The organism is Streptomyces sp. NPDC060000 (genome assembly GCF_042737375.1).
Lineage (GTDB): Bacteria > Actinomycetota > Actinomycetes > Streptomycetales > Streptomycetaceae > Streptomyces.
Genome location: NZ_JBHWUU010000080.1, coordinates 1 through 16,254, shown reverse-complemented (window position 1 = coordinate 16,254; position 16,254 = coordinate 1). Strand labels below are relative to the sequence as shown.

Annotated in this window: 16 protein-coding genes; all 16 read left to right on the top strand. The window is 70.8% G+C overall.

Annotated features, from left to right (window positions below; genetic code table 11):
• The first annotated feature begins 245 nt into the window (after positions 1–245).
• Positions 246–2,084, top strand: coding sequence for a DUF5941 domain-containing protein (locus tag ACFWBB_RS33550; protein WP_385280087.1), 1,839 nt, complete (start codon positions 246–248; stop codon positions 2,082–2,084).
• A complete protein-coding gene (locus ACFWBB_RS33545) occupies positions 2,081–2,833 on the top strand; it encodes a sugar phosphate nucleotidyltransferase (protein ID WP_385280084.1) in 753 nt (250 codons plus the stop codon). Before ACFWBB_RS33550 ends, ACFWBB_RS33545 begins: the two co-directional genes overlap by 4 nt.
• Positions 2,821–3,882 carry an iron-containing alcohol dehydrogenase family protein gene (locus ACFWBB_RS33540; RefSeq protein WP_385280081.1) on the top strand — a complete coding sequence of 354 codons (1,062 nt, stop codon included), beginning with the start codon at positions 2,821–2,823 and terminating at the stop codon, positions 3,880–3,882. Before ACFWBB_RS33545 ends, ACFWBB_RS33540 begins: the two co-directional genes overlap by 13 nt.
• Positions 3,860–4,639: a CDP-alcohol phosphatidyltransferase family protein gene (locus tag ACFWBB_RS33535; RefSeq protein WP_385280078.1), complete on the top strand. Its 780-nt coding sequence runs from the start codon at positions 3,860–3,862 to the stop codon at positions 4,637–4,639. Before ACFWBB_RS33540 ends, ACFWBB_RS33535 begins: the two co-directional genes overlap by 23 nt.
• An 8-nt stretch (positions 4,640–4,647) precedes the next feature.
• Positions 4,648–5,520 (top strand): glycosyltransferase family 2 protein, encoded by an 873-nt coding sequence (locus tag ACFWBB_RS33530; RefSeq protein ID WP_385280170.1) that lies wholly within the window; start codon positions 4,648–4,650, stop codon positions 5,518–5,520.
• Between the two features lie 99 nt (positions 5,521–5,619).
• Positions 5,620–6,549, top strand: coding sequence for an ABC transporter permease (locus ACFWBB_RS33525; protein WP_385280075.1), 930 nt, complete (start codon positions 5,620–5,622; stop codon positions 6,547–6,549).
• Positions 6,542–7,330: an ABC transporter ATP-binding protein gene (locus ACFWBB_RS33520; protein WP_385280072.1), complete on the top strand. Its 789-nt coding sequence runs from the start codon at positions 6,542–6,544 to the stop codon at positions 7,328–7,330. Before ACFWBB_RS33525 ends, ACFWBB_RS33520 begins: the two co-directional genes overlap by 8 nt.
• 359 nt (positions 7,331–7,689) lie before the next feature.
• A complete protein-coding gene (gene hpnC, locus ACFWBB_RS33515; RefSeq protein ID WP_385280069.1) occupies positions 7,690–8,601 on the top strand; it encodes a squalene synthase HpnC in 912 nt (303 codons plus the stop codon).
• Positions 8,598–9,551, top strand: a complete 954-nt coding sequence (gene hpnD, locus ACFWBB_RS33510; RefSeq protein WP_385280066.1) for a presqualene diphosphate synthase HpnD — start codon at positions 8,598–8,600, stop codon at positions 9,549–9,551. Before hpnC ends, hpnD begins: the two co-directional genes overlap by 4 nt.
• Positions 9,551–9,703 carry a DUF6380 family protein gene (locus ACFWBB_RS33505; protein ID WP_385280063.1) on the top strand — a complete coding sequence of 51 codons (153 nt, stop codon included), beginning with the start codon at positions 9,551–9,553 and terminating at the stop codon, positions 9,701–9,703. Before hpnD ends, ACFWBB_RS33505 begins: the two co-directional genes overlap by 1 nt.
• Positions 9,700–11,121 (top strand): hydroxysqualene dehydroxylase HpnE, encoded by a 1,422-nt coding sequence (gene hpnE, locus ACFWBB_RS33500; protein ID WP_385280060.1) that lies wholly within the window; start codon positions 9,700–9,702, stop codon positions 11,119–11,121. Before ACFWBB_RS33505 ends, hpnE begins: the two co-directional genes overlap by 4 nt.
• Before the next feature lie 110 nt (positions 11,122–11,231).
• Positions 11,232–12,260 carry a polyprenyl synthetase family protein gene (locus ACFWBB_RS33495; protein ID WP_385280167.1) on the top strand — a complete coding sequence of 343 codons (1,029 nt, stop codon included), beginning with the start codon at positions 11,232–11,234 and terminating at the stop codon, positions 12,258–12,260.
• Positions 12,261–12,377: 117 nt separating this feature from the next.
• Positions 12,378–14,399 carry a squalene--hopene cyclase gene (gene shc / locus ACFWBB_RS33490; protein ID WP_385280057.1) on the top strand — a complete coding sequence of 674 codons (2,022 nt, stop codon included), beginning with the start codon at positions 12,378–12,380 and terminating at the stop codon, positions 14,397–14,399.
• Positions 14,399–15,040: a 1-hydroxy-2-methyl-2-butenyl 4-diphosphate reductase gene (locus tag ACFWBB_RS33485; RefSeq protein WP_385280055.1), complete on the top strand. Its 642-nt coding sequence runs from the start codon at positions 14,399–14,401 to the stop codon at positions 15,038–15,040. The genes shc and ACFWBB_RS33485 overlap by 1 nt, the downstream gene beginning before the upstream one ends.
• A 5-nt stretch (positions 15,041–15,045) precedes the next feature.
• Positions 15,046–16,068 (top strand): adenosyl-hopene transferase HpnH, encoded by a 1,023-nt coding sequence (hpnH, locus tag ACFWBB_RS33480; RefSeq protein WP_385280052.1) that lies wholly within the window; start codon positions 15,046–15,048, stop codon positions 16,066–16,068.
• Positions 16,069–16,072: 4 nt separating this feature from the next.
• Positions 16,073–16,254: flavodoxin-dependent (E)-4-hydroxy-3-methylbut-2-enyl-diphosphate synthase (locus ACFWBB_RS33475; protein WP_385280049.1), on the top strand; the 182-nt coding region annotated here is incomplete at its 3' end.

Here is a 16,254-nt window from a genome sequence, read left to right as displayed (position 1 = left end):
CGGGCCGCCGATCACCGATGATGATCTCGGCAAAGGCCGGTTCAAAGCGAGTTCAAGCCGTGCTGCCGGATCGCGCCGATCGCGCCTGAACGGGCGGTGAGCACGGCCTTCCCGGCATCCGATAGCCTCTGCCGACATGCCGCCCGCCTGGTGCGGCCACCGGTGAAGTCGCCGGTGCGGCCCAGGGGCGCCTCCACCGTGTACATGACCGGCGTGAACGCGCCGGACCCAGGGAGTGAGTTCGGTTGTCGACCGCCATCCTCACCGGCTCGCCGGTTCCCGGATCGTCGATCGAGGGCGACCTGCGGTCCCTCGGCTTCGACGTCCGGACCGCCTCCGACGCCGGTGACGCCGAGACCCTCCTCGCCGCCGTCCCCGGTGACCAGCGCGTCGCCGTCGTGGACGCCCGCTTCGTGGGTCACGAGCACGCGCTGCGCCTCGGCCTCACCGACCCCCGCTTCCCGCTCGCCGCCATCCCGGGCGCGCTCACCGCCCAACCGGCCGGTCGTCAGGCCCTGACCCGCGCGATGGCCCGGGAGAACTCGGCGAGTGGCGCCACCGCCCACGGGGGTGCCCCCGCGCGAGCGAACTCGAGCGTGGGGGAGGACGACAGCCTCGCCGACCGGATCGTCACCGCCCTCGACGCCGACGGCGCCGGCGTGCACCGCCCCGAACTGGGCAGCCTGGTCGCGGAGGTCCCCGCCGACCCGCAGGCCCGCAACGAGGCACGGCAGGCCGTCGCCGCCGTCGACGACGAGGCCATCCGCCTGAAGTCGGCCGTGAAGGCCCGCGACGGCTTCTTCACCACGTACTGCATCAGCCCGTACTCGCGCTACCTCGCCCGCTGGTGCGCCCGCCGCGGCCTCACCCCCAACCAGGTCACCACCGCCTCGCTGATCACCGCGCTGATCGCGGCGGCCTGCGCGGCCACCGGCACCCGGGGCGGTTTCGTCGCGGCCGGCGTCCTGCTGATCGCGTCGTTCGTCCTGGACTGCACCGACGGGCAGCTCGCCCGCTACTCCCTGCAGTACTCCACGCTCGGCGCCTGGCTCGACGCCACCTTCGACCGGGCCAAGGAGTACGCCTACTACGCGGGCCTCGCGCTGGGAGCGGCCCGCGGCGGCGACGACGTATGGGCGCTGGCGCTGGGCGCGATGGTGCTCCAGACCTGCCGGCACGTCGTGGACTTCTCCTTCAACGAGGCCAACCACGACGCCACCGCCAACACCAGCCCCACCGCCGCCCTCTCCGACAAGCTGGACAGCGTCGGCTGGACGGTCTGGGTGCGGCGGATGATAGTCCTGCCCATCGGCGAACGATGGGCCATGATCGCCGTCCTGACGGCTCTGACCACCCCCCGCATCACCTTCTACGCCCTGCTCGTCGGCTGCGCGTTCGCGGCGACCTACACCACGGCGGGCCGGGTCCTGCGCTCACTGACCCGCAGGGCCAGGCGGACGGACCGGGCGGCACAGGCACTGGCCGACCTGGCCGACAGCGGGCCGCTGACCGAGTCACTGGTCCGCTTCCTGCCCGGTTCGCGCCGTGCGACGGCGTCCCTCAGCGCCGCCGCCGGCGCCGTCGTGGTGACGCTCGGGGCCTGGGCGTGGGGACCGAGCTGGTGGGTCGTGCTGATGGCAGGCGTCTACGTCCTGCTGTCGGCCGAAGCCGTCACGCACCCCCTCAAAGGCGCCCTCGACTGGCTGGTCCCGCCGCTCTTCCGGGCCGGCGAATACTGCACGATCCTCATCCTCGCGGCCAAGGCCGGGGTGGACGGAGCGCTCCCTGCGGCTTTCGGGCTCGTCGCCGCCGTCGCCTACCATCACTACGACACGGTGTACCGCATCCGCGGCGACGCCGGAGCGCCGCCGGCCTGGCTGGTGCGCGCCATCGGGGGCCAGGACGGGCGCACGCTGCTCGTGGCCGTGCTGGCCGCAGTGCTCACCGCTTCGCAGTTCACGGTCGCGCTCACGGCCCTCGCCGTGGCCGTCGCCGTCGTGGTGCTCGTCGAGAGCATCCGCTTCTGGGTCGCCGCCCACCGGGCGGGCGCCCCGTCCGTACACGATGAAGGAGAACCCGCATGATCGGCCTCGTGCTGGCGGCCGGCGCCGGACGGCGTCTGCGCCCCTACACCGACAGCCTGCCCAAGGCGCTGGTGCCGGTGGGGCCCGCGGGCATAGAGGGCGAGCCCACCGTGCTTGACCTGACGCTCGGCAACTTCGCCGAGATCGGTCTGACCGAGGTCGCGGTCATCGTCGGCTACCGCAAGGAGGCCGTCTACGAGCGCAAGGCGGCGCTGGAGGCGAAGTACGGCCTCAAGCTCACCCTCATCGACAACGACAAGGCCGAGGAGTGGAACAACGCCTACTCCCTGTGGTGCGGCCGGGACGCCCTCAAGGACGGCGTGATCCTCGCCAACGGCGACACCGTCCACCCGGTCTCCGTGGAGAAGACGCTGCTCGCCGCCCGTGGCGAGGGCAAGCGGATCATCCTCGCGCTGGACACCGTGAAGTCCCTCGCGGACGAGGAGATGAAGGTCGTCGTCGACCCCGGGAAGGGCATGACGAAGATCACCAAGCTGATGGACCCCTCCGAGGCCACCGGCGAGTACATCGGCGTCACGCTCATCGAGGGCGACGCCGCCCCCGAGCTGGCCGACGCGCTCAAGGCCGTGTGGGAGGCCGACCCGCAGCAGTTCTACGAGCACGGGTACCAGGAACTGGTGAACCGGGGCTTCCGGATCGACGTGGCGCCGATCGGTGACGTCAAGTGGGTCGAGATCGACAACCACGACGATCTCGCCCGTGGACGGGAGATCGCGTGCCAGTACTGACCCGGCTGATCCCCTCACCGGTCGTCGTGGACATCCGCCCGGGTGCCCTCGACGACCTGGTCGGGGTCCTCGCCGACGAGCGCATCTCACACTCCGGCAAGCTCGCGATCGCCGTCAGCGGCGGTTCGGGCGCCCGGCTGCGCGAGCGCCTCACCCCGGCCCTGCCCGGCGCCACCTGGTACGAGGTCGGCGGCGGCACCCTCGACGACGCCGTCCAGCTGGCCACCGACATAAAGGCCGGCCACTTCGACGCGGTCGTCGGTCTGGGCGGCGGCAAGATCATCGACTGCGCCAAGTTCGCCGCGGCACGGGTCGGCCTTCCCCTGGTCGCCGTGCCGACGAACCTCGCGCACGACGGCCTGTGCTCGCCGGTCGCCACCCTCGACAACGACGCGGGGCGCGGCTCCTACGGTGTGCCGAACCCGATCGCCGTCGTGATCGACCTGGACGTCATCCGCGAGGCCCCGGTCCGGTACGTGCGGGCCGGCATCGGTGACGCCGTCTCCAACATCTCCGCCATCGCGGACTGGGAACTCGCCAACCGGGTCAAGGGCGAGAAGATCGACGGCCTGGCCGCCGCGATCGCCCGCCAGGCCGGCGAGGCGGTGCTGCGCCACCCGGGCGGCATCGGCGACACCGACTTCCTCCAAGTGCTGGCCGAGGCGCTGGTGCTCAGCGGTGTCGCCATGTCGGTGTCGGGCGACTCCCGTCCGTCCTCCGGCGCGTGCCACGAGATCAACCACGCCTTCGACCTGCTCTTCCCCAAACGGGCGGCCGCCCACGGCGAGCAGTGCGGACTCGGCGCGGCCTTCGCGATGTATTTGCGCGGAGCCCACGAGGAGTCGGCCCACATGGCCCAGGTGCTGCGACGGCACGGACTCCCGGTCCTGCCGACGGACATCGGCTTCACCGTCGACGAATTCGTCCGGGTGGTGGAGTTCGCTCCCGAGACCCGGCCCGGCCGCTACACGATCATCGAACACCTCGACCTCAAGACCGAACAGATCAAGGACATCTACGCCGACTATGTCAAGGCCATCGGTAGCTGAACTCAGACCGGTCGTCCACCCTCCGGGGGTGAAGGACCGGCGCAGCGGTGAGCACTGGATGGGGCGCCTCTACATGCGTGAGGTGTCCCTGCGGGTCGACCGCTACCTGGTCAACACCAGGGTCACGCCCAACCAGCTCACGTACCTGATGACCGTCTTCGGGGTGCTCGCCGCCCCGGCCCTGCTGGTGCCGGGGATCGCGGGCGCCGTGCTCGGTGTGGTGTGCGTCCAGATGTACCTGCTGCTGGACTGCGTCGACGGCGAGATCGCCCGCTGGAAGAAGCAGTACTCGCTGGGCGGGGTCTATCTGGACCGGGTCGGGGCGTATCTCACCGACGCCGCCGTCCTCGTCGGCTTCGGCCTGCGCGCCGCGGACCTGTGGGGCACCGGGCGGATCGACTGGCTCTGGGCCTTCCTCGGCACGCTGGCCGCGCTCGGCGCGATCCTGATCAAGGCCGAGACCGACCTCGTCGGCGTCGCCCGGCACCAGGGCGGGCTGCCGCCGGTCAAGGAGTCGGCGTCCGAACCGCGTTCCTCCGGCATGGCACTGGCCCGCCGGGCCGCCTCGGCGCTCCAGTTCCACCGGCTGATCCTCGGCATCGAGGCGTCCCTGCTGATCCTGGTCCTGGCCGTCCTCGACCAGGTGCGCGGCGACCTGTTCTTCTCCCGGCTCGGCGTCGCCGCACTGGCCGGTGTCGCGCTGCTCCAGACCCTGCTGCACCTGGTCTCCATCCTCGCGTCGAGCAGGCTGAAGTGAGCGCGCCCATGAAGGTCGGGGCGGTCGTCATCACCATGGGCAACCGCCCCGACGAGCTGAGGGCCCTGCTCGACTCGATAGCCAAGCAGGACGGCGACCGGGTCGAGGTGGTCGTGGTCGGCAACGGCTCGCCCGTCCCGGACGTCCCCGAGGGCGTCAGGACGGTCGAGCTGCCCGAGAACCTGGGCATACCCGGCGGCCGCAACGTCGGCATCGAGGCCTTCGGCCCCAGCGGCCGCGACGTCGACGTCCTGCTGTTCCTCGACGACGACGGTCTCCTGGCCCACCACGACACGGCCGAACTGTGCCGCGCGGCCTTCGGCGCCGATCCGGGGCTGGGCATCGTCAGCTTCCGGATCGCCGACCCGCAGACCGGTGTCACCCAGCGCCGCCACGTACCCCGGCTGCGTGCCTCCGACCCGATGCGCTCCTCCCGGGTCACCACCTTCCTCGGAGGCGCCAACGCCGTGCGGACGAAGGTCTTCGCGGAAGTCGGCGGACTCCCGGACGAGTTCTTCTACGCCCACGAGGAGACCGACCTGGCGTGGCGGGCCCTCGACGCGGGCTGGATGATCGACTACCGGTCCGACATGGTGCTGTACCACCCGACGACCGCGCCCTCGCGGCACGCGGTGTACCACCGGATGGTCGCCCGCAACCGGGTCTGGCTGGCCCGTCGCAACCTTCCCGCCCCGCTGGTCCCGGTCTACCTCGGGGTCTGGCTGCTGCTCACGCTGGCGCGCCGTCCCTCGGGGTCCGCGCTGAAGGCCTGGTTCGGCGGGTTCCGGGAAGGCTGGAGCACACCGTGCGGACCTCGTAGGCCCATGAAGTGGCGTACGGTCTGGCGGCTGACCCGACTGGGCCGGCCTCCGGTGATCTGACAAGCTCGTTCCTGAGGGCACCCCGGGCCTTCCCGCGGGCCCCCGGCTCGTGCCGGCCTCGTCAGGGCTGCGCATCCCGAAGACGAAAGTTTCCTACTTGTGAGTGAGACAACGCATGACGTCGGAGTCGTGGTGACCGCGTATCCGTCGCCCGACGAGGGCCTCACGGCGGCGCAGCTGGCCGCCAGGTACGGGCTGGCCGTGAGCGGCGCCCGGCCTCCGCTGCGGGAGTACGTCCGCCAGCTCTGGGGGCGCCGGCACTTCATCATGGCGTTCTCCCGGGCGAAGGTGGCCTCCCAGTACAGCCAGGCCAGGCTCGGTCAGCTGTGGCAGGTGGCCACGCCGCTGCTGAACGCGGCCGTGTACTTCATGATCTTCGGCCTGCTGCTGAACGCCGGCCGGGGGATGTCGAAGGAGGTGTACATCCCCTTCCTCGTCACGGGCGTCTTCGTGTTCACCTTCACCCAGAGCTCGGTGATGACCGGCGTACGGGCGATCTCCGGCAACCTCGGCCTGGTCCGCGCCCTGCACTTCCCGCGTGCCTCGCTGCCCATCTCGTTCGCCCTCCAGCAACTCCAGCAACTGCTGTACTCGATGCTGGTGCTGTTCCTGGTGGTGATCGGTTTCGGCAACTACCCGGACGCCTCCTGGGCGCTGATCGTCCCGGTGCTCGTCCTTCAGTTCTGCTTCAACTCCGGTCTGGCGCTGATCTTCGCCCGGGCCGGCGCGAAGACCCCGGACCTGGCGCAGCTGATGCCGTTCGTCATGCGGACGTGGATGTACGCGTCCGGCGTGATGTTCTCCATCCCCGTCTTCCTCGCGGACAAGCCGCAGTGGGTGGCCAACATCCTCCAGTGGAACCCGGCCGCCATCTACATGGACCTGATGCGCTTCGCGCTCATCGAGGAGTACAACGCCGAGAACCTCCCGGCGCACGTCTGGGCGGTCGCGGGCGGCTGGGCCGTACTCGTCGCGCTCGGCGGCTTCGTGTACTTCTGGCAGGCGGAGGAGAGGTACGGCCGTGGTTGAGCCGCTCCCGGGGCAACGGGTCCCGACCGTCATCGCCGACCAAGTCCACATCGTCTACCGCGTCAACGGCGCCAAGTCCGGCAAGGGCAGTGCCACCGCCGCGCTCAGCCGAATCGTCAAGCGCGGTTCCGACGACACGGCACGCGGTGTGCGCAAGGTGCACGCGGTGCGCGGTGTCTCCTTCGTCGCCCACCGCGGCGAGGCCATCGGTCTGATCGGCTCCAACGGCTCGGGCAAGTCCACGCTGCTGCGCGCCATCGCCGGTCTGCTGCCGCCGGAGAGCGGCAGGGTCTACACCGACGGCCAGCCCTCGCTGCTGGGCGTCAACGCGGCCCTGATGAACGACCTCACCGGCGAGCGCAACGTGACCCTGGGCGGGCTCGCCATGGGTATGTCCCGTGAGCAGATCAAGCAGCGCTTCCAGGAGATCGTCGACTTCTCCGGCATCAACGAGAAGGGCGATTTCATCACCCTGCCGATGCGCACGTACTCCTCCGGCATGCAGGCCCGGCTGCGCTTCTCCATCGCCGCAGCCAAGGACCACGACGTCCTGATGATCGACGAGGCGCTGGCCACCGGAGACGCGAAGTTCCGGGGGCGCTCGGAGGAACGCATCCGGCAGTTGCGCGAGCACGCGGGCACGGTGTTCCTGGTCAGCCACAGCAACAAGTCGATCAGGGACACCTGCGATCGCGTGCTGTGGCTGGAACGGGGCGAACTGCGGTTGGACGGCCCGACCGAAGAGGTCCTCAAGGAGTACGAGAAGTTCTCGGGCAAGTAGCGCGATTCGGCCAGGGCCCCGCCGGAACTGTCCGGCGGGGCCCTGCGTCTGCAAAGGAAACGTCAACTCCCGGTCAGCCCAGGAATCTTGACGCCAATCGGTGTGTTGTTGTGATGTCCAGGACACCCCCGCGAACCACGCGGCGTTGTACAACGTAAGCTGGACCGGCCCCGAATCGCGTCAAGTGGGGTGATAACGCTCAGCGCCCACCGTCGGGGTCACCGCACGAGCGGCCGGGCGGCGTGTCCGAAATAGTGTGTATCAGGTCGGCAGTGTAGAACGGGAGATGTGACGGCGATGGCTACGGAAACTCCCCAGATCGACGCAGGCCGTGCCGTCCCCGCCCCGGGCGGCCGACGATGACGGCGCCCGCCGTGCCGCGCGTCGGCGACCCGGAGCGCGGCACCCTCGACAAGGCCGCGGACGAGAACTTCCCCGTAGCCCCCTTCTTCCTGCCCAGGGCCTGGCGTGAGGACCTGATGGCCGTGTACGGCTTCGCCCGGCTCGTCGACGACATCGGCGACGGCGACCTCGCCCCCGGCGGCGCCGACGCCCGCCTGCTCGGCGTGTCCGCCACCGGGGCGGAGGACCGCCTCGTCCTGCTGGACGCCTTCGAGGTCGATCTGCGTCGTGTTTTCGACGGATTCGACGGCCCGCCCCGTCATCCCCTGCTGCGCCGCCTCCAGTCGACCGTCCGGGACCGCTCGCTCGGCCCCGAGCCCTTCCTCGGGCTGATCGCGGCCAACCGCCAGGACCAGCTCGTCACCCGCTACGAGACCTACGACGACCTCCTCGCCTACTGCGCGCTGTCCGCCAACCCCGTGGGCCGCCTGGTCCTCGCCGTCACCGGCGCCGCCACCCCCGAGCGGATCCGCCGCTCCGACGCGATCTGCACCGCACTCCAGATCGTCGAACACCTCCAGGACGTGTCCGAGGACCTCGGCCGTGACCGCGTCTATCTCCCCGCCGCGGACATGAAACGCTTCCACGTCCGGGAATCCGATCTGGCCGCGAGGACCGCGGGCGCGTCGGTGCGCGCACTGGTCGCGTACGAAGCGCAACGCGCCGGCGATCTCCTGAATGAAGGCGCCCCCCTGGTGGGTAGCGTTCACGGCAGGCTGAGGCTGCTGCTCGCGGGTTTCGTGGCGGGGGGAAGGGCGGCGATCAAGGCGATCGCCGCCGCCGGCTACGACGTACTTCCCGGCCCGCCCAAGCCAGGCAGGCTCCAACTGCTGCGTGAGGTGGGCGTGACCCTGCGAGGAGAGGGGTGATCCGGGTCGTGGAGTCGTCGTCACCACACGTGTCCGCGCCGGTACTCGCCGCCTACAGCTACTGCGAGACCGTCACCGGCCAGCAGGCCCGCAACTTCGCGTACGGCATCAGGCTGCTGCCCACGCCCAAGCGCCGCGCGATGTCGGCGCTGTACGCCTTCTCGCGCCGCGTCGACGACATCGGCGACGGCGCACTGGACGGCGAGGTCAAGACCGCCAGGCTCGAGGAGACCCGGGCGCTGCTCGCCCGGGTCCGCGCGGGCGAGGTCGAGGAGGACGACACCGACCCCGTCGCGGTCGCCCTCGCCCACACGGCCCGGGCCTTCCCGGTGCCGCTGCGCGGCCTGGACGAGCTGATCGACGGCGTGCTGATGGACGTGCGCGGCGAGACCTACGAGACCTGGGACGACCTGAAGGTGTACTGCCGCTGTGTGGCGGGTGCCATCGGGCGGCTCTCGCTCGGCGTGTTCGGTACCGAACCAGGGGCGCGCGGTGCCGAACGCGCGCCGGAGTACGCCGACACGCTCGGGCTCGCGCTCCAGCTCACGAACATTCTCAGAGACGTCCGCGAGGACGCCGAGGGCGGCCGCACGTATCTGCCCGCCGACGACCTCGCGAAGTTCGGCTGCTCGGCCGGGTTCGACGGGTCGAAGCCGCCGGAGGGCTCCGACTTCGCGGGCCTCGTGCACTTCGAGGTGCGGCGGGCCCGGGCCCTCTTCGCCGAGGGCTACCGGCTGCTCCCCATGCTGGACCGCCGCAGCGGCGCCTGTGTCGCCGCCATGGCCGGCATCTACCGCCGACTCCTGGACCGTATCGAGCGCGACCCCGAGGCCGTGCTGCGCGGCCGGGTCTCGCTGCCCGGACGGGAGAAGGCCTACGTGGCCGTGCGGGGGCTGTCGGGTCTGGACACCCGGCATGTGTCGCGGCAGACCGTCAGGAGGCACATCTGATGGACGCGGCGGGCGACGAAGTGGGCCAAGACGACTCCACCCGTGTAAAGCGGCGCGCAACCCTCCGGTGCGGCGCGGCGTCCCTGACTGCGACGGCCAGCGGTGCAGAGTTCGAACACCATGGCCGGTCCGCACGGGAGGGCGCAGGATGAACGACGAGCAGTTCCCGGACGCCTCGGAAGCGTCCGGCTTCTCAGGGCGTACCGCCGTCGTCGTGGGTGGCGGGCTCGCCGGTGTGACCGCGGCGCTCGCGCTCGCCGACGCGGGGGTGCGCGTCACCCTGCTCGAAGGCCGGCCCCGGCTCGGCGGCCTGGCCTTCTCCTTCCGGCGCGGCGAACTCACCGTGGACAACGGACAGCACGTGTACCTGCGCTGCTGCACCGCTTACCGCTGGTTCCTCGACCGCATCGAGGGCAGTGCGCTGGCACCGTTGCAGGATCGTCTCGACGTGCCCGTCGTCGACCTGGCCAGACCCGAGGGACGGCGGCTCGGCAGACTGCGGCGCGACGCGCTGCCCGTGCCGCTGCACCTGGGGCGCAGCCTCGCCACGTATCCGCATCTCTCGTTCGCCGAACGCGCCAGGGTGGGCCGTGCCGCGCTCGCGCTCAAGGGGCTCGACCTCACCGATCCGGACCTGGACAGACAGGACTTCGGCAGCTGGCTGACCGCGCACGGTCAGTCGGCACGCGCCGTCGAGGCCCTCTGGGACCTGGTCGGGGTCGCCACCCTCAACGCGGTCGCGGGCGACTCCTCGCTGGGGCTCGCCGCGATGGTGTTCAAGACCGGTCTGCTGTCCGACCCGGGCGCCGCCGACATCGGCTGGGCGCATGTCCCGCTGGGCGAACTGCACGACCGGCTCGCCCGCGAGGCGCTCGACTCCGCGGGCGTGCGTACCGAGGTCCGTACACGCGTCACCTCCCTCTCTCCTGACGGGAACGGGAAGTGGAGCGTTCAGGTTCCCGGCGAGACGCTCCGCGCGGACACCGTCGTCCTCGCCGTACCGCAGCGCGAGGCGTACGACCTGCTGCCCGACGGGGCACTCGACGATGCGGGGCGGCTGCTGGAGATCGGCACCGCGCCCATCCTCAACGTGCACGTCGTCTACGACCGCAAGGTGCTCGACAAGCCCTTCTTCGCGGCGCTCGGCACGCCCGTGCAGTGGGTCTTCGACCGCACAAGTGCCTCCGGGCTGCGCGAGGGCCAGTACCTCGCCCTGTCCCAGTCCGCCGCGCAGGACGACATCGACGAACCCGTCGCCGCGCTGCGCGGGCGCTATCTGCCCGAACTGGAACGGCTGCTGCCGGGTGCGCGCGGCGCCGAGGTGAGGGACTTCTTCGTGACCCGGGAGCGTACGGCGACGTTCGCCCCCGCCCCCGGCGTCGGGCGCCTTCGGCCCGGCGCCCGCACCAGAGCCCCCGGCCTGTACCTGGCCGGAGCGTGGACCGCCACAGGGTGGCCCGCGACCATGGAGAGTGCGGTCCGCAGCGGTGTGAGTGCGGCGGACGCCGCACTGAGCGCCCTGGGCCGGCCCCGCCCCCGCCACCTCTTCGAGTTCGAGGAGGCGGCCTGATGCTCGATCAGCACGGCTCGGCACACCCCCGCACCCTCTCCAGCACCGCAACAAGAGGAGAAACTGTGCCCACTGTGCCCCCGGCCACGCCGGCCGCTCGGAGGACCGCGGTGGACGTGACCGCGCTCCTGGAGCGCGGCCGCACCCTGGCCACACCGGTACTGCGGGCGGCCGTCGACCGTCTGGCACCGCCCATGGACACGGTCGCCGCCTACCACTTCGGCTGGATCGACGCCCAGGGCAACCCGACCGACGGCGACGGCGGCAAGGCCGTGCGTCCCGCCCTCGCCGTGCTCTCCGCCGAGGTCACCGGGGCCGCTCCCGAGGTCGGCGTCCCCGGCGCGGTCGCCGTCGAACTGGTCCACAACTTCTCGCTCCTGCACGACGACCTGATGGACGGCGACGAACAGCGCAGGCACCGCGACACGGTCTGGAAGGTGCACGGCCCCGCCCAGGCCATCCTGGTCGGCGACGCCCTGTTCGCCCTCGCGGGCGAGATCCTCCTCGAGCTCGGCACGGTCGAAGCGGCCCGGGCCACCCACCGCCTGACCGTCGCCACCCGCGCCCTCATCGACGGCCAGGCCCAGGACATCTCCTACGAGCACCGCGACCGGGTCAGCGTCGAGGAGTGCCTGGAGATGGAGGGCAACAAGACCGGCGCCCTGCTGGCCTGCGCCAGCTCCATCGGCGCGGTGCTCGGCGGCGCGGACGCGCGCACCGCCGACGCCTTGGAGAAGTACGGCTACCACCTCGGCCTGGCCTTCCAGGCCGTCGACGACCTCCTCGGCATCTGGGGCGACCCGGGGGCCACCGGCAAGCAGACCTGGAGCGATCTGCGCCAGCGCAAGAAGTCCCTGCCGGTGGTGGCCGCGCTCGCGGCGGGCGGTTCCGCCTCCGAGCGGCTCGGGGAGATCCTCGCCGCCGACGCCAAGAGCAGCGAGTTCGAGACCTTCTCCGAGGGGGAGTTCGCGGCCCGCGCCGCTCTGATCGAGGAGGCGGGCGGCCGTGACTGGACCGCCGAGGAGGCGCGCCGCCAGCACGCCGTCGCCCTGGAAGCCCTGAACGTCGTGGACATGCCCGAGCAGGTGCGGGACCGGTTCACGGCGCTCGCCGACTTCGTCGTCGTACGAAAGAGATGATCCCTATCGGTCGAATAGCCCTCGCGTAGTCGCCGGCCGGTGTGCGAGGAGAGAGCACCGGCCGACGGCGGACCCACAGCAGACGCAACGCCATGCACACTGCACGAAGGGGAAGCCATGACAGCGACGACCGACGGAAGCACCGGGGCCCTCCCGCCCCGCGCTGCCGCGGCCAGCGAAACCGACATCACCATCCCCGTGGCGGCCGGGGTACAAGAAGCCGCCGCACGCGCGATGCAACGCGCCACCGACTTCCTGCTCGCCGAGCAGGACGCCGAGGGCTGGTGGAAGGGCGACCTCGAGACGAACGTCACGATGGACGCCGAGGACCTGCTGCTCCGTCAGTTCCTGGGCATCCGCGACGAGGCCACCACCCACGCCACCGCGCTCTTCGTCCGCGGCGAGCAGCGTGAGGACGGGACCTGGGCCACGTTCTACGGCGGCCCGCCCGACCTCTCCGCCACCGTCGAGGCGTATGTCGCCCTGCGGCTGGCCGGCGACGACCCCGAGGCACCCCACATGCGCCGGGCCTCCGGGTGGGTCCGTGAGCAGGGGGGCATCGCCTCCGCCCGGGTCTTCACCCGGATCTGGCTTGCTCTGTTCGGCTGGTGGAAGTGGGAGGACCTGCCCGAACTTCCGCCCGAGCTCTTGTTCTTCCCTAAATGGTTCCCGTTGAGCATCTACAACTTCGGCTGCTGGGCCCGGCAGACGATCGTGCCGCTCACCGTCGTGTCGGCGAAGCGTCCGGTGCGTCCGGCGCCGTTCCCGCTCGATGAGCTGCACACCGATCCCTCCCACCCCAACCCGCCCAAACCCCTTGCCCCGGTCAACAGTTGGGACGGACTCTTCCAGCGGCTCGACAAGGTGGTGCGCGGCTACCGGTCGGTGGCGGTGCGCAGGCTGCGCAAGGCGGCCCTGAACTCCGCTGCCCGCTGGATCATCGAGCGGCAGGAGAACGACGGCTGCTGGGGCGGGATCCAGCCGCCCGCCGTGTACTCGGTGATCGCCCTGCACCTGCTCGGCTACGACCTCGAACACCCGGTGATGCGGGCGGGGCTGGAGTCGTTCGACCGCTACACCGTCTGGCGCGAGGACGGCGCGCGGATGATCGAGGCCTGCCAGTCACCGGTGTGGGACACCTGTCTGGCGACCATCGCGCTCGCCGACGCCGGACTTCCCGCCGACCACCCGCAACTGGTCAAGGCCGCCGACTGGATGCTCGGCGAACAGGTCGTCCGGCCCGGCGACTGGTCGGTGCGCAGGCCCCAGCTTCCGCCCGGCGGCTGGGCGTTCGAGTTCCACAACGACAACTACCCCGACATCGACGACACCGCCGAGGTCGTCCTCGCGCTGCGCCGCGTCAAGCACCACGACCAGGAGCGGATGGACCGGGCCGTCGCGCGCGGAGTGCGCTGGAACCTCGGGATGCAGTCGAGGAACGGGGCCTGGGGCGCCTTCGACGTCGACAACACCAGCCCGTTCCCCAACCGGCTGCCGTTCTGCGACTTCGGCGAGGTCATCGATCCCCCCTCCGCCGACGTCACCGCGCACGTCGTCGAGATGCTGGCGATCGAGGGGCTCTCGCACGACCCGCGCACCCGGCGCGGCATCGAGTGGCTGCTGGCCGAACAGGAGCCGGACGGCTCGTGGTTCGGGCGCTGGGGCGTCAACTACGTCTACGGCACCGGGTCGGTGGTGCCGGCCCTCACCGCGGCGGGAATGCCCGTCCAGCACCCCGCGATCCGGCGGGCGGTCGGCTGGCTGGAGCGGGTGCAGAACGACGACGGCGGCTGGGGCGAGGACCTGCGCTCCTACCAGGACGCCGCCCGCTGGAGCGGCCGGGGTGCCTCGACGGCTTCGCAGACGGCGTGGGCGCTGATGGCGCTGCTGGCGGCCGGGGAGAAGGACTCCAAGGCCGTCGAGCGGGGTGTCGGCTGGCTGGCGCAGACCCAGCGGGAGGACGGCTCCTGGGACGAGCCCTACTTCACCGGCACCGGCTTCCCGTGGGACTTCTCGATCAACTACCACCTCTACCGACAGGTCTTCCCGCTGACCGCGCTCGGCCGGTACGTCCACGGAGAGCCGTTCGGCAAGCAGTCCGCCACGCACGCGGCTCCCACCGAGGCCAAGGGGAGCTGATGAGCACGCAGCCCGTCCCGGCCCCGCTGCTGATCGCCTGCGCCCTCGGCATCGAGCACCTCGCCCTGCGCATGGGTGACCGCGGCGGAGCCGACGGGCCGGTCACCGTCCTGCGGACGGGCATGGGGCCGAAGGCGGCGGAGCGTTCCGTCACCCGCGTGCTGGCCGACCCGGTGTTCGCCGGGGCGGCGGTGCTCGCCACGGGTTTCTGCGCGGGGCTCGCCCCCGGCATGCACCCCGGTGACCTGGTCGTCGCCGAGGAGACCCGCGATCCGCGCGGCGGTGTCCCCTGCGTCGGCACCGAGCTGCTCGTCAAGGAACTCGTGCGCACCCTGCCCGGGCGCACCGTCCACACCGGCCCGCTCACCGGCTCCGACCACGTCGTTCGCGGTCACGAGCGGGCCGATCTGCTCGCGACCGGCGCGATCGCCGTCGACATGGAGTCGGCGGCCACGCTTCTGAGCGCCGTGCGCGAGGAACCGCGCCCGGTTGCGGCCGTCCGGGTGGTCGTGGACGCTCCTGAACATGAACTCGTCCGGATCGGCACGGTGCGCGGTGGAATATCAGCTTTCCGCGTCCTTCGCTCCGTCCTGCCTGCTTTTTTCGAATGGCACCGTAATGTTCTGCTCCCCCGGAGGTGAGCCACATGGCCATGCCGTTGCGTCAGTCCATCAAGGTCGCTACATATCTGGCTGAACAGAAGCTTCGCAAGCGGGACAAGTTCCCGCTCATCGTCGAGCTGGAGCCCCTCTTCGCCTGCAACCTCAAGTGCGAGGGCTGCGGCAAGATCCAGCATCCGGCGGGAGTGCTCAAGCAGCGCATGCCGGTCGCCCAGGCCGTCGGCGCGGTGCTGGAGTCCGGTGCGCCGATGGTGTCCATCGCGGGCGGTGAGCCCCTGATGCACCCTCAGATGGACGAGATCGTGCGGCAGTTGGTGGCGAAGAGGAAGTACGTCTTCCTCTGCACCAACGCCATGCTGCTGCGTAAGAAGATGGACAGGTTCACGCCCTCTCCCTACTTCGCCTTCGCCGTGCACATCGACGGGCTGCGGGAGCGGCACGACGAGTCGGTGGCCAAGGAAGGCGTGTTCGACGAGGCCGTGGCGGCCATCAAGGAGGCCAAGCGGCGCGGCTTCCGGGTGACCACCAACTCGACCTTCTTCAACACCGACACCCCGCAGACCATCATCGAGGTGCTCAACTTCCTCAACGACGACCTCAAGGTCGACGAGATGATGATCTCGCCCGCCTACGCCTACGAGAAGGCTCCCGACCAGGAGCACTTCCTCGGGGTGGAGCAGACCCGCGAACTGTTCAAGAAGGCCTTCTCGGGCGGCAACCGGCGGCGCTGGAGGCTCAACCACTCACCTCTGTTCCTCGACTTCCTCGAGGGCAAGGTCGACTTCCCGTGCACGGCGTGGGCGATCCCCAACTACTCGCTGTTCGGTTGGCAGAGGCCCTGCTACCTGATGAGCGACGGGTACGTGCCGACGTACCGCGAGCTGATCGAGAAGACGGACTGGGACAAGTACGGCCGGGGCAAGGACCCGCGCTGCGCCAACTGCATGGCGCACTGCGGCTACGAGCCCACCGCCGTCCTGGCCACCATGGGCTCGCTGAAGGAGTCCCTGCGCGCCATGCGGGAGACCGTCAACGGAAACCGGGAGTGACGGCATGACCGCCGTTTCGCTGGGCGTTCCCGAGGTGCCGGTCCGGCCGGTGGCGTCGCGACGTGAGTCACGGCGGATCCAGGTCGGCCCGGTGGCGGTCGGCGGAGACGCCCCGGTGTCCGTGCAGTCGATGACCACGACCCGTACCTCCGACATCGGCGCCACCCTCCAGCAGATCGCCGAGCT